The organism is Microbacterium sp. F1-18 (assembly GCF_052921305.1).
The window spans coordinates 577,115-600,191 of sequence record NZ_JBREVD010000002.1 but is presented as its reverse complement, the minus strand read 5'-3'; the positions used below and the strand labels follow the sequence as shown (position 1 = coordinate 600,191).

The following is a 23,077-nucleotide window of genomic DNA, read 5'->3' as shown; positions in this document are numbered from 1 at the left end:
TCTGCATGGCGGAGGTGAGGGTATGACCGAGATCACCCCGCCGCCTGCCCAGAGTTCGCTGCGACGCCTCGTTCCCCGGATCTTCTCTCGGGCTGCGCCGCGCGAAGGGCTCGAGCAGCTCGTCCGGACGGTTCGCGCGCACCATCCGAAGGGCGACATCGCGATCATCGATCGCGCGTATCAGACCGCGTCGCGCGCACACGCGCAGCAGAAGCGTCAGAGCGGCGAGCCGTACATCACGCATCCGCTCGCGGTGGCGCAGATTCTGGCGGAGCTGGGTCTCGGTCCGCGCGCCATCGCGGCCGCGCTGCTCCACGACACGGTCGAGGACACCTCATACGGTCTCGATCAGCTGACGGCCGAGTTCGGCGACGAGGTCGCGATGCTCGTCGACGGCGTCACCAAACTCGACAAGGTCAAGTACGGCGACGCCGCGCAGGCGGAGACCGTGCGCAAGATGATCGTCGCGATGTCGCGCGACATCCGGGTGCTCCTCATCAAGCTGGCCGACCGGCTGCACAACGCCCGGACCTGGGGATTCGTTCCACCCGAGAAGGCCGCCAAGAAGGCGACCGAGACCCTGGAGATCTACGCGCCGCTCGCACACCGGCTCGGCATCCAGGCGATCAAGAGCGAGCTCGAAGACCTGTCGTTCGCGGTGCTGCATCCCAAGCTCTACGCCGAGATCGACAGCCTCGTCACGCAGCGCACCCCGCAGCGCGAGCAGTATCTGCAGACGGTCATCGACGCGGTCGAGAGCGACCTGCGAGAACTCCGCATCCGTGGGCGCGTCATGGGTCGTCCGAAGCAGCTCTACTCGGTCTACCAGAAGATGGTCGTGCGGGGACGCGAGTTCGACGACATCTACGACCTCATCGGCATCCGCGTGCTGGTGACGACCGTCCGTGACTGCTACGCCGTGCTCGGTTCCATCCACGCGCGGTGGACGCCCTTGCCCGGACGCTTCAAGGACTACATCGCGACGCCGAAGTTCAACCTGTACCAGTCGCTGCACACGACGGTCATCGGCCCGGGCGGACGCACGGTCGAGATCCAGATCCGCACGCACGAGATGCATCAGCAGGCCGAGTTCGGTGTCGCGGCGCACTGGAAGTACAAGGAGCGGATGGCGGGCGGCAAGGCCGACGCCAAGGCGCTCGACAACGACATGGCGTGGCTGGCCCACATCTCCGACTGGCAGGCCGAGACGGCCGACCCGGGGGAGTTCCTCGACTCGCTGCGGTTCGAGATCGGTGCGAAGGAGGTCTACGTCTTCACCCCGAAGGGGCGCGTCGTCGGCCTGCCCGCAGGAGCCACCCCGGTGGACTTCGCCTACGCCGTGCACACCGAGATCGGGCACCGCACGATGGGCGCCAAGGTCAACGGCCGCCTCGTGCCGCTCGAGTCGACCCTGTCGAGCGGCGATGTCGTCGAGGTGTTCACCTCCAAGAACCCCGACGCAGGTCCGAGCCAGGACTGGCTGACCTTCGTCAAGAGCACGCGGGCGCGCAACAAGATCCGCGGCTGGTTCACGAAGGAGCGGCGCGAGGAGGCGGTCGAGCAGGGCAAGGATGCGATCGCACGCGCCATGCGCCGTCAGAACCTGCCGCTGCAGCGTCTCATGGGTCAGGACGCGTTCACCGAGGTGGCGCACCAACTCCGCTACGAGGACGTCACAGCGCTGTATGCCGCAGTCGGCGAGGGGCACGTCTCGACGCAGTCGGTGATCGAGAAGGTCACGGCGCTCGTGCGAGCGGAGGAAGACACCTCCACCGGCCCGATCCAGCTGCCGGCCGTCGGGCGCTCGCGCCAGAAGCGCGACAGCGACTCGGGGGTCCTGGTGCGCGGCGCGCCCGACATCCTCGTCAAGCTCGCGAAGTGCTGCACGCCGGTTCCCGGTGACGAGATCGTCGGCTTCGTCACCCGGGGCAGCGGCGTGTCCGTGCACCGGTCCGACTGCACCAACGTCGAGTCCCTGATGCGCGATCCCGAGCGTCTCATCGAGGTGTCGTGGGCGCCGACGACCAAGAGCCTCTTCCTCGTTCAGATCCAGGTCGAGGCACTCGATCGCGCCGGGCTCCTCAGCGACGTGACCCGCGTGCTGAGCGAGCATCACGTCAACATCCTCTCGGCCTCGGTGCAGACCAATAATGATCGGCTCGCGCTCAGCAGGTTCGTCTTCGAGATGGGCGATACAGTGCACCTCGATCGCGTGCTCAACGCGGTACGGCGCATCGACGCCGTGTACGACGTGTACCGCGTCACATCGTCCTGACCCGCAGCGTCTCGAGCCACACGAGGGCCTGCCGTTTGAACGGCAGCGGGCCGCTCGCCGCCAGCGAGTCGTACGCCTCGGTGAGGACGTCGGGGAACGTCGCGAGCATCGCGGCGGCGGCCCGCCGCGGCGCCTCACCGGCCGCGGCGTCGGCGCGGAGCAGGTCGCACAGGGTACGCACGCGGCTCGAGACCGGCATCCCGCCCAGGTGCACGGTCTCGTGAGGGGGCAGCCGGAGGTCGCGGTAGTGCAGGCGGTGATCGAGCACGTGGTTACGGCGGCGCTCCGTGCACCGTTGAACACTGTGCCGCGTGGGCGGTTCGGGCAGTGCGCCGTGCACCCAGGCCGCGGATTCGTGGGTCAGCGCCAGCCCGTGCGCGACGAGCGGGCGGAGCGAGGCTGCCCGGATCTCCGGGCTTTCGACGACGTCCGCGGGCATGAACGACTCACCGACTTCGACGACATCGCCGTCGAGGCGGGCGGCGGTGAGCTCAGCTGCGGAGAGACGCTCACCCGGGGCGTAGACGAACGGCCAGACCATGACCTCAGTCTGGTGTGCACCCCAGCGAGCCCGTGGTCCGGCCGTCGATCTGTGGAGAGCCGCGCCCTCCACAGACAGCGCCGTGGGTGAGCGCGATCAGCCGCCGAGTGCGCTGAGCCAGGCCTTGCGAGCGCTCAGCGCCTCCTTGGCCTGCGCGATGGCGCGCTCGTCGCCCGAGGCTTCAGCCTCAGCCACCTCGGACTCGAGCTTCGCGATCGCGTTGTGCAGCTGCGACAGCATGTCGCCCTGGCGCGCCTTCGTCTCGGGGTTGTTGTTCTTCCAGTCGGCGTCTTCACGCGAACGCACGGACTGCTCGATCTTGCGGAGCTCGTCGTCGAGGGCGCGCTCCTTGTCTCGGGGGAAGATGCGGCCGATTTCGTCCCACCGGCGCTGGATGCCGGTGAGCAGCGCGCGCGCGGCAGCCGTGTCCTTCTCGGAGGTCACCGCCGCCGCCTCTTCGAGGAGGGCGCGCTTGGCGACGATCTTCTCCTGCGAGGCCTCGGCGTCGGCGTGCTCGCGCTCGGCGCGTGCGCCGTAGAGGGCGTCGCCGGCGGCCTTGAATCGCGCCCAGAGCGCGTCGTCGGCCTTCTTGCCCGCACGGCCGGACTGCTTCCACTGCTCGAGCAAGTCGCGGTAGGCGCCGATGCCGTCCTCGCCGCGGGGGGCCAGCGCCTCGGCGCGTTCGATGAGTCGCTGCTTCGCGTCGCGTGCGCTCTTGTGCGTCTCGTCGAGGCTGGAGTAGAACTCGCGACGGTGCTTGTCGATGATCGAGCGGGCGTCGCGGAACCGCTTCCACAGCTGCTGGCCGGTGCTGCGGGGCAGGCGCGGGCCGTCGGCCTGATGGCGCTGCCACCGTTCGAAGAGGTCGTTCACCTCTGCGGAGGTCTGCTTCCACTGGATCGACTTGGGGTCGCGCGCGGCGATCGACTCGATCGCCTCGACCAGCGCGGCGCGCTCGGCGATCGCGGCGTCGAGCGCCTGCTTGGCCTCAGCAGCCTCCGTCGCGGAAGCTGCGTCGAGCTCGCTCTCCAGCGCGATCAGGCGTGCCTCGAGGGCGGCGAGGTTGCCGACCGCGGCGGCACCGGTGATGCGCGAGCGGAGCGTGCCGACCGTCGACCGGAGGTCGGACGCCGATGCGCCGCCCCGACGATGCCGGACCTCGACGAGAGTCACCTCGCTCGCGAGGTCGGAGAACTTGCGCTGGAAGTACGCCAGCGCCTCTTCCGGCGTGCCGTCGGGGTACTGGCCGACGACGCGCCACTGGTCCCCCTCGCGCACCGAGACGGTGCCGTCGTCATCGACGCGACCCCACGGGGCGTCGTCGGCGGGGGTGATCGTGGAGTCAGGGGTGGAAGTCACGGAAGGCACCTCGTCGCGGCTCGCGCCGCATGGGGGTCAGGTCGGGGGACAGCCTAGTACGGCGGCGGTCAGGGAGTCGGGATCGTTGTCGGAGTGGGATCCGTCGGCGCCGGTGACGGCGACGACGGCACGGTCTGCGTGGGAGAGGGGGCCGGGGTCTCGTCGGGTGCCGGTGCCCCGGGACCGGCGGTGAAGTAGACGATCTGAGCGCCGATCGCGCCCATGATCAGAATGCCTCCCGCGACGGCCGCCATGAGGTTGTCGCGCGAGCGGCGCCGCTTCTGCCCATCGTGGTACTCGCGCCGTGCAGCATAGAGACGGGCGCGTTCCTGCGCCGCGCGATCGTCCCGGTTCGTGCCGCGACCTGCCACGTTGCCTCCTCCGTGCCCCGTTCCGGGCCGCTCAAGCCTACGGCGCGGGTCGGCGAGCCGACAAAATCCCGGTGTCGGCGTGCGCGACTAGCCTGAGAAGATGACCGATTCGAGCGCGCTCTTCTCCGGGCAGACGCCGCTCGCCGTCCGGATGCGTCCCACCTCGCTCGACGAGGTCGCCGGACAGGGCCACCTGCTGCGACCCGGCTCGCCCCTCGTGGCACTCGCCTCACCTGACGGCAACAAGGCGGGAGCAGTGTCGGTGATCCTGTGGGGCCCGCCCGGAACCGGCAAGACGACGCTGGCTCAGGCGATCGCCCGTTCGTCCGGACGTCGTTTCGTCGAGCTCTCGGCGGTCACCGCCGGGGTGAAAGACGTGCGCGAGGTCATGCAGGAGGCGATGACGCAGCGCGACCTCTACGGCATCTCGACCATCCTCTTCCTCGACGAGATCCACCGCTTCACCAAGGCCCAGCAGGACGCCCTCCTGCCGGGCGTCGAGAACGGCTGGGTCCTGCTCATCGCCGCCACGACAGAGAATCCGTCGTTCTCCGTCGTCGCGCCGCTCCTCTCGCGGTCGCTGCTGCTCACCCTTCAGCCGCTCAGCGACGACGACCTGGCAGGGCTCATCGATCGGGCGGTCACCGACGCCCGCGGGCTCGCCGGCTCGATCGTCCTCGCCGACGACGCGCGGACCGCCCTCGTCCGGCTGGCGTCCGGCGATGCTCGACGGGCGCTGACCTCGCTCGAGGCCGCGGCGACGATGGCCGAGCCTGGCGGTGGCGACGAACCGCCCGTCATCACCGCGGACCACGTCGCCCAAGCCGTCGACCGCGCTCTGCTCCGTTACGACCGACAGGGCGACGAGCATTACGACGTGATCAGCGCGTTCATCAAGTCGATCCGCGGGTCCGACGTCGATGCCGCCATGCACTATCTCGCCCGCATGATCGAGGCGGGCGAAGACCCTCGCTTCATCGCGCGACGTCTGGTCATCTCGGCGTCCGAAGACATCGGGTTGGCAGATCCCCACGCGCTGACGATCGCCGTCGCCGCCGCAGACGCGGTCGCCTTCATCGGGATGCCGGAGGGTCGCATCCCGCTCGCCGAAGCGACGGCCTATCTCGCGACCACCGCCAAATCGAACGCGGCCTACAACGCCATCAACGCCGCGATCTCCGACGTCCGCGCCGGCGGGTTCGGCCGCGTGCCCAAGCATCTGCGCGATGCCCACTACGCCGGTGCGAAGCGGCTCGGGCACGGCAAGGGCTACGTCTATCCGCACGACCTCGAGGTCGGGGTCGCCACGCAGCAGTACCTCCCCGACGAGCTGCGCGGGCGCCGCTACTACGAGCCGACCAACCGCGGTGTCGAACGCGAGATCGGCGCCCGCGTCGACAAGCTGCGAAAGATCCTGGGGGACTGACTCGTGACCGATCCCGTGCCCGACTGGACGCTGCTGGGCTCGTCGCCCGCGTACGACGGCTACGTCCGCGTGCGTCGTGACCGGTACCGGCTTCCCGACGGAAGCGAGAGCGATTGGGATGTCGTCGAGGTCGGCGACACCGTCACCGTGATCGCGATCACGACGGACGACAGCGTCGTGCTGTTCGATCAGTATCGGGTCGGCCCCCAGCGGGTGCTGGGCGAGCTCCCGGGCGGCCTCATCGATCCGGGCGAAGACGCCGTCGTGGCGGGCGTGCGGGAGCTGCGGGAAGAGACGGGCTATCGTGCCGGTGCCGTGTACGACGCCGGCACGGAATGGGCGGCGGCGAACGCACGTCGGCGCCGGCATGTGATCATCGCCGCGGACTGCGTTCGCGTCGCCGACCCGGGGTGGGGCGAGCACGAGACGGGACGGGTCCGGACGATCCCCGCCACCGACCTGCTCGAGCATCTGACGGCGGGGGAGACCAGCGACGCCGGTCCCGCCGTGCGCGCACTGGTCCGGTTCGCGGGCGATCACGGCGTCGACCCCGCTCTGCTCGGGCTCCGATCGCGAGTGCGGGAGCTCCTCACCGAGTATCCGGCCGGTGACGGCGCCGGCGACTCCGCTGGCGCGTCGGATCCGTTCGACGCGTTCTGGATCGCTGCCGAGGGGAAGCCTGCCGACCGCCTGTGGGCTGAGCTCGACGAGCTCGCCGCAGATGCCGGCGAGGCGGTGCGCCGGTACGAGCGGGCGTCGCTGCACGACTTCCTCGGCGAGGAGGTCGAGGCGATCCCGCTGTACCGCGGGGCGCTCGATGCCGGTCTGACCGGAGAGCGGCGTTCCGCGTGCATCATCCAGTTGGCGAGCTCGCTGCGCAACGTCGGTGACGCCTCGGGTGCTCTGGCGCTGCTGCACCGGTTCCCCGGCACCGACCCGCTCGCCGACGCAGCCCGGGCTTTCGAGGCGCTCGCGCTGTTCAGCGATCAGAAGCCCGCACCCGCACTCCGGACGGCGCTGCGGGCACTCGCGCCGCACCTGCCCGCCTACCGAGGTTCGGTGACGGCGTACGCAGCCGAGCTCTCCGCGCCGCACCGCATCCGCGTCATCTCGGTCGCCGTCATCGTCGCCGACGGCTTCGTCCTGGCTGAGGAATACCCCGGCGGTCCGGGTTCGGGGCCGTTCCTCCGCGCCCCCGGCGGAGGCGTCGAGTACGGCGAGACCGCAGCGGCCGCCATGCGTCGCGAGCTGCGCGAGGAGCTCGCCGCCGAGGTCGACGATCTGAGACTGCTCACCGTGAGCGAGAACATCTTCGACGACGGCCGCAAGAGCGGTCACGAGATCGCTCACGTCTTCGCGGTCCGCAGCGCCGCGCTCGAGGCCCTGCCACGGGGGCAACGGCTGCCCGTGCTCGACGGCGACACCTCCGTCGGCTGGCATCGCATCGACGATCTCCGTCGCGGCGCCACGCCGTTCTACCCCGCCGGCATCCTCGACCTCGTCGCCGCCGTCGACGCGGGCGCCGTCTGATAGACTCGACCGGCTCGAAGCCCAGTTTTCGGGCATCCCTCTCCTCTGATCAAGACCTCTCGGCGTGCCCCGGCGTGCAGTCCGAGACGGGCGAGGAGGCGGAGATACGTCCGTGAGTCGTGAACGTCGCGACCACGTCATCGGAAGGAGAGCTTCGTGACCACGAAGTCTCAGGACCGCCGCAAGGTCCGCCTGTCTCGCGCCCTCGGCGTCGCGCTGACCCCGAAGGCCGCCCGCTACCTCGAGAAGCGTCCCTACGCTCCGGGTGAGCACGGCCGCACCAAGCGCAAGGCCGACAGCGACTACGCCGTGCGTCTGCGTGAGAAGCAGCGTCTGCGCGAGCAGTACGGCATCCGCGAGAAGCAGATGCGCAACACCTTCAACGAGGCCCGTCGCAAGGATGGCCTGACCGGTGAGAACCTGGTCGAGCTGCTCGAGATGCGTCTGGACGCGCTCGTCGTCCGCGCCGGCTTCGCCCGCACGACCGCCCAGGCCCGCCAGCTGGTCGTGCACCGCCACATCCTCGTCGACGGCCAGCTCGTGGACCGCCCGTCGTTCCGCGTCAAGCCGGGCCAGCTCATCCACGTCAAGGAGAAGAGCGAGTCGCTCGAGCCGTTCCAGGTCGCAGCCGCCGGCGGTCACGCCGACGTCCTGCCCCCGGTCCCGGGCTACCTCGAGGTCGAGCTCGACAAGCTGCAGGCGCGCCTCGTGCGTCGCCCCAAGCGCGCCGAGGTGCCTGTCACCTGTGACGTGCAGCTCGTCGTCGAGTACTACGCCGCGCGCTGAGTCGCACGGCTCGCTGACTTCCAGCATCGCCATGAAGGGCGTCGGGTTCTCCCGGCGCCCTTCATGCTTTGCACCTAACATGGTTCCCATGAAGAACGCGCTGTGGTTCGTTTTGGGCGTCGCCGGCGGTTTCGTCGCTGCGCACGTGGTCAACAAGGATCCGCGCGGTCACGAGATGCTCGCCGAGGTCGATGCGCGGATCTCCGAGTTCGCCGATCGCATCGGCGACGCTTACCGCGAGCAGGAGGCCCGCATCGAGGGCCTCGCGGCGGACGTCAAGGGCGCAGCCTCCGACGCTCTCGACTCGGCTGCCGACGCCGCCTCCGACGTCGCGGACGCGGCCCGTGACGCCGTCGCGAAGGCCAAGAACGCCGCCGACTCCTCACACTGACACCCGACCCGATCGCGGCGTCGCGCCCTGGGCGCGACGCCGATGCCTGCCTGCCGAAGGAACCCGATGAAGACCGCCGAGATCGCCCAGCGTTACCTGGACTACTTCGAGAAGAAGGGGCACACGATCGTGCCCTCCGCATCGCTCGTCACCGAAGACCCCGCGCTGCTGTTCACCGTGGCCGGCATGGTCCCCTTCATCCCGTACCTGTCGGGCGATGTGCCCGCGCCGTACTCGCGCGCGGCCGATGTGCAGAAGTGCATCCGCACCAACGACATCGAGGAGGTCGGCAAGACCCCTCGCCACGGCACCTTCTTCCAGATGCTGGGCAACTGGTCGTTCGGCGACTACTTCAAGGAGGGCGCCATCTCGTTCGCCTGGGAGCTGCTGACGAGCCCCGAGGCGGAGGGCGGCCTCGGGTTCGATCCGAAGGACCTGTGGGTGACCGTCTACGAGGAGGACGACGAGGCTCGCGAGCTGTGGCTGAAGCACTCCACGTTGCCCGAAGAGCGCATCCAGCGCCTCGGTAAGGACACCAACTACTGGAGCACCGGCCTGCCGGGTCCCGCCGGCCCGTGTTCCGAGATCTTCTTCGACCGTGGTCCCGCGTACGGGATCGACGGCGGCCCGGCCACCGACGACGACCGCTACGTCGAGATCTGGAACCTCGTCTTCATGCAGTTCGAGATCGCCGATGTCCGCTCGAAGTACGACTTCACGATCGTCGGCGAGCTGCCGAACAAGAACATCGACACCGGCATGGGGCTCGAGCGGGTCGCCTTCATCAAGCAGGGCGTCGACAACATGTACGAGACCGACCAGGTCCGTCCGGTGCTCGATAAGGCCGTCGAGCTCTCGGGCAAGACCTACGGCGCCAACCACGACGACGACGTGCTCTTCCGTGTCATCGCCGATCACGTGCGCTCCTCGCTCATGCTGCTCTCCGACGGGGTCACCCCGTCGAACGACGGGCGAGGGTACATCCTGCGCCGTCTGATGCGCCGTGCCATCCGCTCGATGCGTCTGCTCGGCGTCGAAGGTCCGAGCTTCGCGGAGCTGTTCGCCGCGTCGCGCGACGCGATGCGGGAGGCGTACCCGATCGTCGAGACCGACTATGCGCGACTGTCGCAGTACGCCCTCGCCGAGGAGGCGACGTTCCTGCGCACGCTCGCCGCGGGCTCGGAGCTGCTCGACGAGTCGGTCGAGCAGGCAAAGAGGGCCGGCGAAGGCAAGCTGAGCGGCGCGCAGGCGTTCCTCCTGCACGACACCTACGGATTCCCCATCGACCTGACTCTCGAGATCGTCGAGGAGGCGGGACTCAGCGTCGACCGCGGCGCTTTCGACTCGCTGATGCAGGAACAGCGAGAGCGCGCCAAGGCGGACGCGCGTTCCCGCAAGGGACAGCTCGCCGACACGAGCGTGTACCGCGATTTCCGCGCGCAGGGCGAGACGGTCTTCACCGGCTACACCGAGCTGGAGACGGGCTCGCGCGTGCTCGGCATCCTGGTCGGCGGCGTCTCGGTCGACCGCGCCGCGCAGGGGCAGATCGCCGAGGTGATCCTCGCCGAGACGGCCCTGTACGCCGAGTCCGGCGGCCAGGTCGCCGACAAGGGCGTCATCGTGGGCCCGGGCTACGAGCTCGAAGTCCTCGACGTGCAGAAGCCGGTCCCCGGGCTCGTCAGCCACACCGTCGAGGTCACGACCGGTGAGGTGGCGGTCGGCGAATCCGCGACGACGGTGGTGGATGCCGCGAACCGGCGGGCGGCGCAGCAGGCTCACTCCGCCACGCACCTCGTGCACGCTGCCCTGCGCGACACGCTCGGCAAGAGCGCGACGCAGGCCGGCTCGCTGAACCGTGCCGGCTACCTGCGGTTCGACTTCTCGTGGGGTCAGGCGCTCTCGCCCGAGACCCGTACCGAGATCGAGGAGATCGCCAACAACGCTGTCCGTGACAACCTCGAGGTCACAACGCGGATCATGTCGCTCGACGAGGCGAAGGCCGCCGGAGCCATGGCGCTCTTCGGCGAGAAGTACGGCGAGACCGTCCGCATGGTCGACATCGGGGGTCCCTGGTCGCGCGAGCTCTGCGCCGGCACCCATGTGTCGTCCAGCGCTGAGGTCGGCCTCATCAACCTCATCGGCGAGTCGTCGGTCGGCGCCTCGAACCGCCGCGTCGAGGCGCTGGTCGGGCAGGATGCCTTCCGCGAGCTGGCAGCCGAGCGCGCGATCGTCTCGCAGCTCACGACGTCGTTGAAGACGCCGCGCGATCAGCTCGCGGCCCGTGTCGCTGAGCTCGCCGCGAGCCTCAAGGCCGCGGAGAAGCGGATCGCCCAGTTCGAGGCACGCGCCCTCGCCGACCGGCTGCCGCAACTCGTGGCGACGGCCTCGCCCGCGGGACCGTTCCAGATCGTCGCCGAGTCGCTGGGATCCGCGGGATCCGCCGACGATGTGCGCACCCTGGCGTTGCAGGTGCGCGAGCGGCTCGGAGCCGACACCGCGGCGATCGTCGCACTGGGTGCCGTCGTCGGCGAGCGACCCGTCGTCGTGGTCGCCGCCAATGAGGCCGCGCGCGCCACCGGCGCCAAGGCCGGCGTCCTGGCGAAGGCTGCGGCATCCGCTCTCGGTGGCGGCGGCGGTGGACGCGACGATGTGGCGCAGGGCGGCGGGACGGACGCTGCAGCGCTCCCGGCGGCGCTCCGCGCCGTCCGCGACGCGGCGAGCGGCTTGTGAGCGGATTCCGGCCCGGCGTCCGTATCGGCGTCGATGTCGGCACCGCTCGGATCGGCGTCGCGCGGTGCGACCGGGACGGTCTGCTGGCGGTGCCGGTCGAGACGGTGCCGCGTGGCGAGGGCGATCTCGCCCGTATCGCCGCCCTTGCGGCGGAGTACGAGGCGGTCGAGCTCGTCGTCGGGCTGCCGGTCGCGCTCAGCGGACGGGAGACGGCATCGACGGCCGATGCGCGCGGCTTCGCCGAGGCCCTAGCCGCTGCCGGCCACTCCGTGCGCCTGGTCGACGAGCGGCTGAGCACCGTCAGCGCGCACAGCGCATTGCGCGGTTCGGGCCGATCCCAGCGATCATCTCGTAGCATTGTTGACCAGGTCGCCGCCGTAGTGCTCCTCCAGCAGGCACTCGACGTCGAGAAGAGCACCGGTAACCCGCCCGGCGCTTCCGTCGCACCCTCGCAGGAGCACCCCTGACATGACTGACCGCCCGCCGCACGACACCGGCGTCCCGACGAGCCGACGGGCAGCGCGCGCGGCCGCCCAGAGCACGGCATCCGCGCCGGGTGGTGCAGCGCCTTCCGGTGACGCCTCGCGTCCCGAGTACGCGCCGGCCTCCGCCGCTGAGCACCGTGCATCGGCGCACGCTCCGGCGTCCCGCGATCAGGCTCAGGGCGAGCAGCCGACGCACCAGCAGGCGCCGCGGGCCGCTGCGCCTGCTGTCGGCACACTCGACGCCCTGTTCACGGGTGAGGTCAGCACGCACGAGGTCGGCGCGGTGCCCAGCCGGCACGACCGCGATCGGAAGAAGAGCCGCATCGCCAAGTGGGTCGTGCTCGTCGTGATCCTGGCGATCGTCGGGGGCATCGGTGTGGGCGCAGCATGGGTCTGGAACACCTACGAGCCGCAGATCCGGTCGGTGATGGGCTGGGAGGAGCCGAAAGACTTCGAGCCCGGCGAGGCGACGGGCGAGGTGCTCGTGACCGTCGTCGGCGGCGACACCGGCTCGACGATCTCGCAGACGCTCTTCGACCAGGGCGTGACCAAGACTCCGACGGCGTTCTACGATCACTTGATCGCGACGGCTCAGAACCCCACCTTCCAACCCGGTGTCTATGCGCTGCAGCAGCGGATGACCTCTGAGGCCGCCCTCGCCCTCATCCTCGATCCGACGAGCAAGCGCCAGAACGCAGCGCAGCTGCGCGAGGGGCTGACGATGGATCAGACCGTCGAGGTGCTCGCGCAGGGAACGGGGATGCCGGTCGAGGACTTCACCGCCGCCGTCGCCGATCCTGCCGCCTACGGTGTCGCCGCCGACACGCTCGAGGGCTGGCTGTTCCCGGCGACCTATCAGTTCGACCCCGGTCTGTCCGCCGCCGACATCGTGCGCACGATGGTCGACCGTACGGTCGAGTCCCTCAACGCCGCGGGGGTACCGGAGGATCGTCGTGAGGAGATCCTCACGACGGCATCCATCATCCAGCGCGAGGCACGGCTGTCGGACGACTTCTACAAGGTGTCGCGCGTCATCGCGAACCGCCTGACCGACGGCATGCGTCTGCAGATGGACTCCACGGCGCAGTACGGGTACGACGAGATGCACGACGGCACGGCGAGCTCGTCCGCAGCGGCTCTGGAAGATGACAACGCCTGGAACACCTACGTCCGGGAGGGCCTGCCGGCCGGACCGATCGCGAATCCCGGCGACAAAGCTATCGATGCGGCCATGCATCCCGCCGAGGGCCCGTGGCTTTACTTCGTCACGTGGAACATGGACACCGGCGAGACGATCTTCTCGGCGACGTACGAAGAGCACCAGGCGGGCATCGACCAGTGGCACGCGTGGTGCGACGCGAATGACAACCGGGGCTGCTGACCTTTCGGCGCGCCCGCGTCGTCGTTTCGAGGTGTGGGGCTCGCCGATCGAGCACAGTCTGTCGCCGCTGCTCCACGCCGCGGCCTACGACCGGCTCGGCTTGCCGTGGACGTACGGGCGACGTCGGGTCGACGAGTCGTCGTTCGCACGCGAGCTGGCCGCGCTCGACTCCGAGGTGCACGGACTCTCGCTGACGATGCCGCTGAAGACCCTCGCGCACACCGCGGGTCGCCGACGGGATGCCGCGGCGAGTGCGACCGGTGCGGCGAATACGCTTGTGCGCTCCGGCGACGGGTGGGCGGCCTTCAACACGGATGTCGGCGGCCTGGCGGCCGCGCTCACCGAGATCGGTCTCGCGGGCGCGGCACGGGCGCGCATCGTCGGCGCGGGGGCGACGGCGACCTCGGCGCTCCTCGCCCTCGAGCGCATCGGCGTCGATCGCGTCGACATCGCCGCGCGCAGACCCGCCGCGGCGGCCCCTCTGCTGGCGCTCGCGGCGAGCAGTGGCATCGACGCGACGGTGTCGCCGCTGGACGCTCCCGCGGGCGACGTCGAGCTGACCGTGTCGACGCTGCCTGGAGACGCACCGGTCACGGATGCCGTCTCGGCGCGTCTCGCGGCCGTCGGCGGCACGCTGTACGACGTCGTCTACGGCACCTGGCCGACTGCGCTCGGACACGCGTGGCTGGCGGCCGGCCGGCCCGCTCACGCCGGGGCGACCATGCTGCTCCACCAGGCGGTGCTGCAGATCCGCATCTTCGCGACGGGATCGCCTGACGAACCGCTGCCCGGCGAGGAGGGCGTCGTCGCCGTCATGCGCCGGGCGCTCGTGGGAGGATAGACGAATGCTCCGCGTGCTCACGGCCGGCGAATCGCACGGCCCCGAACTCGTCGCCCTCATGGAGGGTCTTCCCGCCGGCGTGCCCGTATCGCGTGCCGCCATCCAAGCCGACCTCGCTCGGCGCAAGCTCGGCTACGGCCGCGGTTCGCGCATGAAGTTCGAGGAGGACGAGCTCACGATCTCGACGGGCGTGCGTCACGGCTTCAGCCTCGGCAGCCCGATCGCGCTGCGCATCGGGAACACCGAGTGGCCCAAGTGGGTCGAGGTGATGAGCCCCGAGCCCGTCGAGCTCACCGAGCGCTCGCGCGGACGCGGCGCCGCCCTGACGCGCCCCCGTCCGGGCCACGCCGACCTCGTCGGCATGCAGAAGTACGGCTTCGACGAGGCCCGCCCGATCCTCGAGCGTGCGAGCGCTCGCGAGACCGCCGCGCGGGTGGCGCTCGGTGCCGTCGCCCGCTCGTTCCTCGGCGAGCTCGGGATCCGCCTCGTCAGCCACACCCTCTCCATCGGCCCGGTCCGGGTGCCCGACGGCGCGCCCCTGCCGAGCCCCGACGACGTCGACGCCCTCGACGCCGATCCGCTGCGGTGCTTCCACGCCGACACGTCTGCGGCGATGGTTGCCGAGGTCGACGCTGCCAAGAAGGACGGCGACACGCTCGGCGGCATCGTCGAGGTCCTCGCATACGGGCTCCCGCCCGGGCTCGGTTCGCACGTGCAGTGGGACCGCCGTCTCGATGCGAAGCTCGCGCAGGCGCTGATGGGCATCCAGGCGATCAAGGGCGTCGAGGTCGGTGACGGGTTCGAGACCACGCGTCGTCGCGGCTCTGCGGCGCACGACGAGCTGTTCGCGACCGATGCGGGCATCGCGCGTTCCAGCGACAAGGCCGGCGGCACCGAGGGCGGGATGTCCACCGGTACCGTCCTGCGTGTCCGGGCCGGTATGAAGCCGATCGCGACCGTGCCCAAGGCCCTGCGCACCGTCGACGTCGCCTCGGGTGACTCTGCGACGGCGCACCACCAGCGCTCCGACGTCTGCGCCGTGCCGGCGGCGGGCGTCGTCGCCGAGGCGATGGTCGCCATCGTGCTCGCCGAGTCGGTGCTCGAGAAGTTCGGTGGCGACAACGTCGCCGAGACGCGTCGCAACCTCGAGGGATACCTCGCGGCGATCCCCGAGACGCTTCGCTCGGCGGCGTTCAGCGACGACGCGATCGGATGACAGCCCCCGCGATCGTCCTGATCGGACCGATGGGCGCGGGCAAGTCGAGCATCGGAAAGAAGCTGGCGCGCGTGCTCGGGACGACGTTCACCGACAGCGACAGCCTCGTCGTCCGCGACCACGGCCCGATCGAGCAGCTCTTCGCGGCACACGGCGAGCACCACTTCCGCGAGCTCGAGAGACGTGCGGTCGTCGAAGCCCTCGGTCGCGGCGGCGTCGTCGCGCTCGGCGGCGGCGCGGTGCTGCATGCCGACACCCGAGCCGACCTGGCCTCGCACCGCGTGGTGCTGCTGACCGTGTCGGAACAGACGATCGCGTCCCGCCTCGCCGGGACCACGCGCCCGCTGCTGCAGGGCGACGACCCGGTGGGTCGCTGGCGCGAGGTCGCCGAGAGCCGTCGCGAGCTCTACGGACAGCTCGCCGACACGCGATTCGACACATCCACCGGCCGGATCCAGGACATCGTCGACGCCATCGCGGCGTGGGCTCAGGAGGAGACGTCATGACAGACACCACCGTCATCGCCGTCGGGGGCGCCTCGCCCTACGACGTCACCATCGGGCGCGGCATCCTCCCGCTCGTCGGCTCGGCTCTGCCCGAGACCGCCCGCAAGGTGCTCATCGTTCACCCCCCGACGCTGTCGGCGCAGGCCGAACGTCTGCGCGAGATGCTGGGGGCCGACCGTCAGGTGCTGCTCGCCGAGATCCCCGACGCCGAGCAGGGCAAGCGCGTCGAGGTCGCGGCCTTCTGCTGGCAGGTCATGGGCCAGGCCGACTTCACCCGGACAGACGCCGTCGTCGGATTCGGCGGGGGTGCCGTGACCGACCTCGCCGGTTTCGTCGCCGCGACGTGGTTGCGGGGCATCGCCGTCGTGCAGGTCCCCACGACGGTGCTCGGCATGGTCGATGCGGCCGTCGGCGGTAAGACGGGCATCAACACCGCGGAGGGCAAGAACCTGGTGGGGGCTTTCTGGCCCCCCGTCGCGGTCGTCTGCGACCTCGACCTGCTCGACGGGCTTTCGCGCAACGAGCGCGTCGCCGGGTTCGCGGAGGTCGTGAAGGCCGGCTTCATCTGGCACCCCGAGATCCTCGACCTCATCGAGGCCGATCCCGAGGCGGCGGTCGACCCGCACAGCGATGCGTTCCGGCGCAGCATCGAGCTCGCCATCGACATGAAGGCGAAGGTCGTGGGGGAGGACCTGCGCGAGGCGGGCCTTCGTGAAGTGCTCAATTACGGACACACGCTCGGGCACGCGATCGAACACGCCGAGCGGTACCAGTGGCGCCACGGCGCGGCGGTGTCCGTGGGGATGATGTTCGCCGCCGAGCTCTCGCGGCTGGCGGGCCGGCTCCCGGATGCCGCAGCCCAGCGCCACCGCGACATCCTCGAGACCCTCGGGCTGCCCACGTCGTACCGCGCGGGTGCGTGGCGCCAGCTGCTGGCAACGATGCAACGCGACAAGAAGACGCGCGGCTCGATGCTGCGGTTCATCGTGCTCGACGACATCGCGAAGCCCACGGTGCTGCAGGCGCCCGACGAGTCGCTTCTCTTCGCCGCGTACCAGGAGGTCGGGGCCTGATCCCGCCGGTCATCGGTAGGGTGGGCGCGTGAACACCCCCCGACGCCTGCTGCTCGTCAACGGGCCGAACCTGAACCTGCTCGGCATCCGCGAGCCGGAGATCTACGGCCGCGAGACGCTCGCTGACGTCGAGGCGCTCGTGGCCGAGACAGCGGCCGAGCGCGGTGTCGAGGTGCGCTGCGTGCAGAGCAACCACGAGGGCGTTCTCATCGACGCCATTCACGAGGCTCGTACGGACTGTGCGGGCATCATCATCAACCCCGGTGGTCTCACACACACCTCCGTCGTCCTTCGCGACGCCCTCGCGGGAGTCGCGCTGCCGGTGGCCGAGGTCCACATCTCCGATGTCTCCCAGCGCGAGAGCTTCCGGCACCACTCCTATGTCGCCGACGTCGCCGCCGTGCATGTCATCGGCGAAGGCGTCGCCGGATACGCGCGCGCGACGCGACAGCTGCTCGACATCCTCGCGTAGAATCGATCCTCGGCCCGTCGGCCGCCCGACCACACGAACGGAACTCCACACTCATGGCATCGACCGCAGACATCAAGAACGGCGTCGTCCTCAGCATCGACGGTCAGCTTTGGAACGTCATCGAGTTCCAGCACGTCAAGCCCGGCAAGGGTGGCGCGTTCGTGCGCACGAAGCTGAAGAACGTCGTGTCGGGCAAGACCGTCGACCGCACCTACAACGCAGGCGCGAAGATCGAGATCGAGAACGTCGACCGCCGCGATTTCACCTACCTCTACAACGACGGCGACAACTTCGTCTTCATGGACGTCGACGACTACGACCAGATCACGGTTCCCGCCGCCACCGTCGGCGACGCCAAGAACTACCTGCTCGAGAACCAGCAGGTGCAGATCGCGCTGAACAACGGCAACCCGCTCTACATCGAGCTCCCCGCTTCTGTCGTGCTCGAGATCACGTACACCGAGCCCGGCCTGCAGGGCGATCGCTCGTCGGCCGGCACGAAGTCCGCGACAGTCGAGACCGGGTACGAGATCCAGGTTCCGCTGTTCGTCGAGCAGGGCACGAAGGTCAAGGTCGACACCCGCACGGGTGACTACCTCGGCCGCGTGAACTGACGCCGGTCCTCGTCCGATGAGCGCTCGCTCCAAGGCGCGCAAGCGCGCCCTCGACATCCTCTACCAGTCCGACATCCGCGGCGACGACCTCGGCGTGACCCTCGCCGCCGAGGCGAAGCGTGCGGCGCTCGAGCCCGCGCGCGAGGCATCGTGGCTCTACGCCCGCGAGATCATCGACGGTGTCATCGACAACCGCGACGAGATCGACGAGCAGATCACCACGTTCGCGAAGGATTGGTCGCTGGCGCGGATGCCGGCCGTCGATCGGGCGATCCTGCGACTGGGCGTCTGGGAGATCGTGTACAACGACGCGGTTCCCCCCGCGGTCGCGATCGACGAGGCCGTCGAGCTGGCGAAGGAGTTCTCGACCGACGGTTCGAGCGCCTTCGTCCACGGCGTGCTCGGCCGGGTCGCGCGACTCGGCTGATCGACGTCGGAGGTACGCGCGAGGATCCTCGGATGAGGCCGAATCCGTGACCGTGAGGGCGACGCCGTCGTGGCGTACGGTTCTGCTGCCAGCGGCGACCGGTGAGAACACCGTCGCGCTCGGCCTGCAGCTGCGGCAACGAGAGAGCGCCTCGGCGGCTCATTGGGGCCCGCGGCGCGTGCTTCCGGCCACGGCGCGCAGCGTCGCGACGTCCGACGGCGAGCTCCGACTCGCCGCCCGCCCGCTGTCGCGGAGCGGGGCGAGCGGGCGATGGGTGCAGGGCGACGAGACCTGGGAATCGCTGCGGCGCGGCGCCTGGCGTGTCGACCCGTCCCGGGCGCGATGGTTCTCGACCCTCTACGGCATCGCTCACGACGCACGACTCCTCGGCGGATACGGCGACTCGGACTGGTTGACGATCGACGGCGCCGACTCGGAGTTGCTCTGGCCTCACTTGCGTTCCGCGGCGCAGCTCGGCATCCCGATCGTGGCGACGCGGCCCGACCAGGATGTCAGGCTCGGTGATTCGGCCTCGGTCGAGGTGCGCGTCGAGGGGGCCCCCGACGGCGGCTTGCTGCTCACACCCGTCGTGCGCTTCGACGACGGCGACGCCGCGGCGCATGCACGCCCCATCGGCCACGTCGGGGTCTACGGGATCGATCAGGCGGGCGATTCGCTCCGCGTCGTGTTCGCGCAGGCGGGCGTCGGACCCGGGGTGCGTTCTCTGCTGGCCGCAGGGAGCCCGGTCGCCGTGCCGGCGGCGGAGCGCGACGACTTCCTCCGTGAGGCCTACCCGCAGCTTGCGCGGGAGGGGGTCGTGGCAGCCGGGCCCGGGGTGCGGCTGCCGGCGCCCGCGCGTACGACCGTGGTCGTCACGGTCGATCAGCGTCCGCGCGACGAGCTGGCCTACACGATCGTCTGGCAGGTGCCGGGGGTCGGTCGTGTGCCCTGGGAGAGCGCGGCGGGCTCCTCGTCGGCTGACGCCGAGTTGCGGACGTCGCTCGAGGCGGCCTGGGCCAGGGCGACCGAACGCCCCTTCTCGCCCGGGGGAACCCGGAGCGGCATCGACGCCGCCGAGTTCACGAACGAGGTCGTGCCGGTGCTCCAGACGGTGGATGGGGTCCGCGTCGAGACCTCGGGCGTGGCGCGTTCGTATCGCGAGCTCTCCGGCGATCCCCGCATCCGTGTGCGTACGGTCGAGACGAGCGACGCCGACTGGTTCGAGCTCGGCGTGCACGTCGAGGTCGAGGGGCGCCGCGTGCCGTTCCGGCCATTGTTCACCGCACTCGCGCAGCGGCGGAAGAAGATGCTGCTCTCGGACGGCGCCTACTTCTCGCTGTCGCACCCGGCGCTGGACCGTCTCCGAGAGCTCATCGAGGACTCGCGCGACCTCGTCGAGTGGGACACCGGCGGCACGCGGGTGAGTCGCTACCAGCTGCAGCTCTGGTCGGACTTCGAGGACCTCGCCGACGAGGCCGAGCCCGCGGTCCGCTGGCGCGCCGCTCTCGATCGTCTGCGCGCGGACGAATCGGTAGGCGGTCGCCATGCTCAGCCGCCTCCACCGGCGGGCATCACCACGACGCTCCGTCCCTATCAGCGCGAGGGGTTTGCGTGGCTCGCGGCACTTCGCGACGCCCGGCTGGGCGGCATCCTCGCCGACGACATGGGCCTCGGGAAGACCCTTCAGCTGCTGGCGCTGCTCGAGCGCGAGCGGGAGCGCGGCGAGACCCATCCGGCGCTCGTGGTCGCGCCGACCTCGGTGGTATCGGCGTGGCGCGACGAAGCGGCACGTCACGCTCCCGGCCTGCGGATCGCCGTCGTCGAGCAGGTGGGAGCGCAATGGTCGGGGGCGGAGACCGACGTCGTCGTGACGTCGTATGCGCTCCTGCGGCTGGACGCCGCGTCGTACGCCGCCCATCGCTGGTCGACGGTCGTGCTGGACGAGGCACAGTATGTGAAGAACCCCCGCACCCGCGTGCACCGCGCGGTGCTCGGCCTCCAGGCGGACGTCATCTTCGCCGCGACCGGAACCCCGCTCGAGAACGGCCTCACCGATCTCTGGTCGATCCTGTCGCTGACGAGCCCGGGGCTGTTCCCGTCCGCGCGCCGCTTCCGCGAGGAGTACGTGAAGCCGATCGAGCACGGACGCGTCGACGAGAACGCCGAAGGCGGCGCCGCCCGAGAACGCCGTCTCGCGCGGCTCCGGCGTCGTGTGCAGCCGTTCCTGCTGCGGCGCACGAAGGACGTCGTCGCAGCCGATCTCCCACCGCGGCAGGAGCAGGACGTGCGCGTCGAGCTGTCCAGCGGGCACCGCGCGGTATACGAGCGTGTGCTGCAACGGGAGCGGCGGAAGGTGCTGGGGCTGCTCGATGACCTCGACAGCCAGCGATTCATCGTCTTCCGCTCGCTGACACTGCTGAGGATGCTCGCATTGGCGCCAGCGCTCGTGGATGTCGGCGGGCCGGGAATCGTCCCGAGCAAGCTCGACGCGCTCCGAGGCCGCCTCGATGAGGTCATCGCTGAGGGTCATCGTGCTCTCGTGTTCAGCCAGTTCACCTCGTTCCTCGACACCGTGGAGGACGATCTGCGGGCGCACGGTGTCGGCGTCGTGCGGCTCGACGGCTCGACCACCCGCCGTGCCGATGTCGTCGAAGCCTTCCGCCGTGGACAGGACCCCGTGTTCCTCATCAGCCTCAAGGCCGGTGGTGTCGGGCTGACGCTCACGGAAGCGGACTACGTCTTCCTCCTCGACCCGTGGTGGAACCCTGCGGCCGAGCAGCAGGCGATCGACCGGACGCATCGCATCGGTCAGGACCGCCCGGTCACCGTCTACCGGCTCATCGCCGCCGGCACGATCGAGGAGAAGGTGGTCGAGCTGCAGCGGCGCAAGGCGCGCCTCATCAGTGCCGTGCTCGACGCGGACGGCGCGTTCTCGAACGCCTTGACGGCGGACGACATCCGCCAGCTGCTCGCGTGAAGCGCGGACCAGCCCGCAGACGAACTGACACGGCCCGCAGCGGCCGGTCGTCGGCGGGGCCTCACGTAGACTCGACCAGTCGCAACAGGAGGTCATCGTCATGCGCATCACAGGCCTGGGACACGCGGGAATGTTCATCGAGACGGCAGGGGGCAGCATCCTCTGCGACCCGGTCGTCGGACCGAGCTTCTTCGGCTCGTGGTTCCCTTTCCCCGACAACCGCGGACTCGACTGGGAACGTTTCGGGCGCGCCGACTTCCTCTACATCTCGCACCGGCACCGTGATCACTTCGACCCGGCTCTGTTGCGCGCGCACGTGCCGACCGACATCCGTGTGCTGCTGCCCGAGTACCCGACCGACGACCTCGAACGCGATCTTCGCGATCTGGGATACGACAACATCATCTACACCCAGGCCGGTGTGCCCCTCGAGTTCGGCGATCTCACGCTCATGGTCACCCCGCTCCGGGCACCGAGCGACGGTCCGATCGGCGACTCGTCGCTGTCTGTCGACGACGGCACCGCCTCGGTGCTGAACCAGAACGACTCGCACCCGCTCGACCTCGACAAGCTGATGTCGTTCGGCAAGCCCGACGCCTACTTCACGCAGGTCTCCGGGGCCATCTGGTGGCCGATGGTCTACGACCTGCCCCAGGACGCGAAGCAGAACTTCGCTCAGCTCAAGCGCGACGCGCAGAACAAGCGCGCGATGTACTACATCGACAAGGTCGACGCGCCTCACGTGTTCCCGATGGCCGGGCCCCCGATGTTCCTGCGCGAGGAGCTCTTCCGCTACAACGGCTGGGGTGAGCAGAACGACTCGATCTTCACGGATCAGGCGCAGTTCCTGGCGCACATGAAGGAAGAGCGGCCCGACCAGAACGGGTACCTGTTCGTTCCCGGAACACAGGTGGACCTGAATCACGGCGCTCTCGAGATCACCCAGACGCTCTACACGGATGCCGAGATCGAGCGCATCTTCGCCGACAAATGGAGCTACCTCGCCGAGCAGCGCGACAGCCGCCAGGACGAGGTGCGCGCCGAGGTCGAGCGCCGCGCCGCGGTGCTGCCGCCGGACGAGATGCTCGCCGCGATCAAGCAGTGGTGGGAGCCGCTCCTGCGGCGTGCGCGGACGATCCGCAACGGTGTGGGCGGGATGGTTCGGTTCCGCATCGGCGAGCTCGACATGGTCGTCGACTTCCCCAAGGCGAAGGTGCGCGAGTACGCCGGGGAGGAGTGCATCTACTGGTACACGATCCCCGCCGACCTCGTGTCGACGAACATCCGAGACCACGAGATCGACTGGTCGAACTCGATCTTCCTGTCGATGCAGTTCGAGGTCGGTCGCAGCGGCAAGTTCAACGAGTTCCTCACCACGTTCCTCAAGTGCCTGTCGCGTGACCGCATCGAGTACGTCGAGAACTGGTACGCCGAGCAGTCGGACCAGACCGAGGATGCCGAGCTCGGCGATTGGACCGTGCAGCGACGCTGCCCGCACCTGCGCGCAGATCTGACGAAGACCGGGAAGATCGAGGACGGTGTGCTCACCTGCTCGCTCCACGACTGGAAATGGGATCTCGCTACCGGACGCTGCCTGACCACCCAGGGGCACCCGATCCGCGCGAGCCGCATCATCGAGACGGCGAACGCCACGAATCCGGCGGCCTGATCGAATC

Annotated in this window: 20 protein-coding genes; 17 read left to right on the top strand and 3 right to left on the bottom strand. The window is 69.8% G+C overall.

The window, feature by feature from the left end:
• The first annotated feature begins 22 nt into the window (after positions 1-22).
• Entirely contained in the window at positions 23-2,275 is a 2,253-nt protein-coding gene (locus ACU6RU_RS07085; protein WP_289331304.1) for a RelA/SpoT family protein, read from the top strand.
• Here ACU6RU_RS07085 and ACU6RU_RS07080 read toward each other — a convergent pair.
• From ACU6RU_RS07080 to ACU6RU_RS07070, 3 genes are all read right to left on the bottom strand, one after another.
• Positions 2,262-2,816, bottom strand: a complete 555-nt coding sequence (locus tag ACU6RU_RS07080; RefSeq protein WP_289331305.1) for an SAM-dependent methyltransferase — start codon at positions 2,814-2,816, stop codon at positions 2,262-2,264. The genes ACU6RU_RS07085 and ACU6RU_RS07080 overlap by 14 nt on opposite strands.
• A gap of 96 nt (positions 2,817-2,912) precedes the next feature.
• The gene (locus tag ACU6RU_RS07075) at positions 2,913-4,175 is read right to left on the bottom strand and encodes a DUF349 domain-containing protein (protein ID WP_446726203.1); all 1,263 of its coding nucleotides are present in this window, start codon (positions 4,173-4,175) and stop codon (positions 2,913-2,915) included.
• A 68-nt stretch (positions 4,176-4,243) separates the two neighbouring features.
• Positions 4,244-4,546 carry a dioxygenase gene (locus ACU6RU_RS07070; RefSeq protein WP_289331306.1) on the bottom strand — a complete coding sequence of 101 codons (303 nt, stop codon included), beginning with the start codon at positions 4,544-4,546 and terminating at the stop codon, positions 4,244-4,246.
• Positions 4,547-4,646: 100 nt separating this feature from the next.
• Between ACU6RU_RS07070 and ACU6RU_RS07065 the strand changes: the two genes are divergently transcribed.
• From ACU6RU_RS07065 to ACU6RU_RS06990, 16 genes are all read left to right on the top strand, one after another.
• Entirely contained in the window at positions 4,647-5,972 is a 1,326-nt protein-coding gene (locus tag ACU6RU_RS07065; protein WP_289331307.1) for a replication-associated recombination protein A, read from the top strand.
• Positions 5,973-5,975: 3 nt separating this feature from the next.
• On the top strand, positions 5,976-7,502 hold the full coding sequence (locus tag ACU6RU_RS07060; protein WP_289331308.1) for a tetratricopeptide repeat protein: 1,527 nt from the start codon (positions 5,976-5,978) through the stop codon (positions 7,500-7,502).
• Positions 7,503-7,658: 156 nt separating this feature from the next.
• On the top strand, positions 7,659-8,288 hold the full coding sequence (rpsD, locus tag ACU6RU_RS07055; protein ID WP_120262823.1) for a 30S ribosomal protein S4: 630 nt from the start codon (positions 7,659-7,661) through the stop codon (positions 8,286-8,288).
• 88 nt (positions 8,289-8,376) lie between these two features.
• Entirely contained in the window at positions 8,377-8,679 is a 303-nt protein-coding gene (locus ACU6RU_RS07050) for an ATPase (protein ID WP_120262822.1), read from the top strand.
• A 66-nt stretch (positions 8,680-8,745) separates the two neighbouring features.
• Positions 8,746-11,409 (top strand): alanine--tRNA ligase, encoded by a 2,664-nt coding sequence (gene alaS, locus ACU6RU_RS07045; RefSeq protein WP_446726202.1) that lies wholly within the window; start codon positions 8,746-8,748, stop codon positions 11,407-11,409.
• Positions 11,406-11,876, top strand: coding sequence for a Holliday junction resolvase RuvX (gene ruvX, locus ACU6RU_RS07040; RefSeq protein WP_120262820.1), 471 nt, complete (start codon positions 11,406-11,408; stop codon positions 11,874-11,876). The genes alaS and ruvX overlap by 4 nt, the downstream gene beginning before the upstream one ends.
• A 1-nt stretch (position 11,877) precedes the next feature.
• Positions 11,878-13,275, top strand: coding sequence for an endolytic transglycosylase MltG (gene mltG / locus ACU6RU_RS07035; protein WP_446726201.1), 1,398 nt, complete (start codon positions 11,878-11,880; stop codon positions 13,273-13,275).
• Positions 13,256-14,116: a shikimate dehydrogenase family protein gene (locus tag ACU6RU_RS07030; protein WP_446726200.1), complete on the top strand. Its 861-nt coding sequence runs from the start codon at positions 13,256-13,258 to the stop codon at positions 14,114-14,116. Before mltG ends, ACU6RU_RS07030 begins: the two co-directional genes overlap by 20 nt.
• Positions 14,117-14,120: 4 nt before the next feature.
• Positions 14,121-15,332: a chorismate synthase gene (gene aroC / locus ACU6RU_RS07025; protein ID WP_120262817.1), complete on the top strand. Its 1,212-nt coding sequence runs from the start codon at positions 14,121-14,123 to the stop codon at positions 15,330-15,332.
• Entirely contained in the window at positions 15,329-15,838 is a 510-nt protein-coding gene (locus ACU6RU_RS07020) for a shikimate kinase (RefSeq protein ID WP_446726199.1), read from the top strand. The genes aroC and ACU6RU_RS07020 overlap by 4 nt, the downstream gene beginning before the upstream one ends.
• Positions 15,835-16,911 (top strand): 3-dehydroquinate synthase, encoded by a 1,077-nt coding sequence (gene aroB / locus ACU6RU_RS07015; RefSeq protein ID WP_120262815.1) that lies wholly within the window; start codon positions 15,835-15,837, stop codon positions 16,909-16,911. The genes ACU6RU_RS07020 and aroB overlap by 4 nt, the downstream gene beginning before the upstream one ends.
• A gap of 28 nt (positions 16,912-16,939) precedes the next feature.
• Complete coding sequence (aroQ, locus tag ACU6RU_RS07010) at positions 16,940-17,383, top strand: type II 3-dehydroquinate dehydratase (RefSeq protein WP_289331313.1); 444 nt, start codon at positions 16,940-16,942, stop codon at positions 17,381-17,383.
• Between the two features lie 53 nt (positions 17,384-17,436).
• Complete coding sequence (efp, locus tag ACU6RU_RS07005) at positions 17,437-17,997, top strand: elongation factor P (protein ID WP_112614292.1); 561 nt, start codon at positions 17,437-17,439, stop codon at positions 17,995-17,997.
• Between the two features lie 16 nt (positions 17,998-18,013).
• Positions 18,014-18,424: a transcription antitermination factor NusB gene (nusB, locus tag ACU6RU_RS07000; protein WP_120262813.1), complete on the top strand. Its 411-nt coding sequence runs from the start codon at positions 18,014-18,016 to the stop codon at positions 18,422-18,424.
• A gap of 46 nt (positions 18,425-18,470) precedes the next feature.
• A complete protein-coding gene (locus ACU6RU_RS06995; RefSeq protein WP_446726198.1) occupies positions 18,471-21,401 on the top strand; it encodes a DEAD/DEAH box helicase in 2,931 nt (976 codons plus the stop codon).
• Between the two features lie 100 nt (positions 21,402-21,501).
• Entirely contained in the window at positions 21,502-23,070 is a 1,569-nt protein-coding gene (locus tag ACU6RU_RS06990) for a Rieske 2Fe-2S domain-containing protein (protein WP_120262812.1), read from the top strand.
• Positions 23,071-23,077 lie beyond the last annotated feature (7 nt).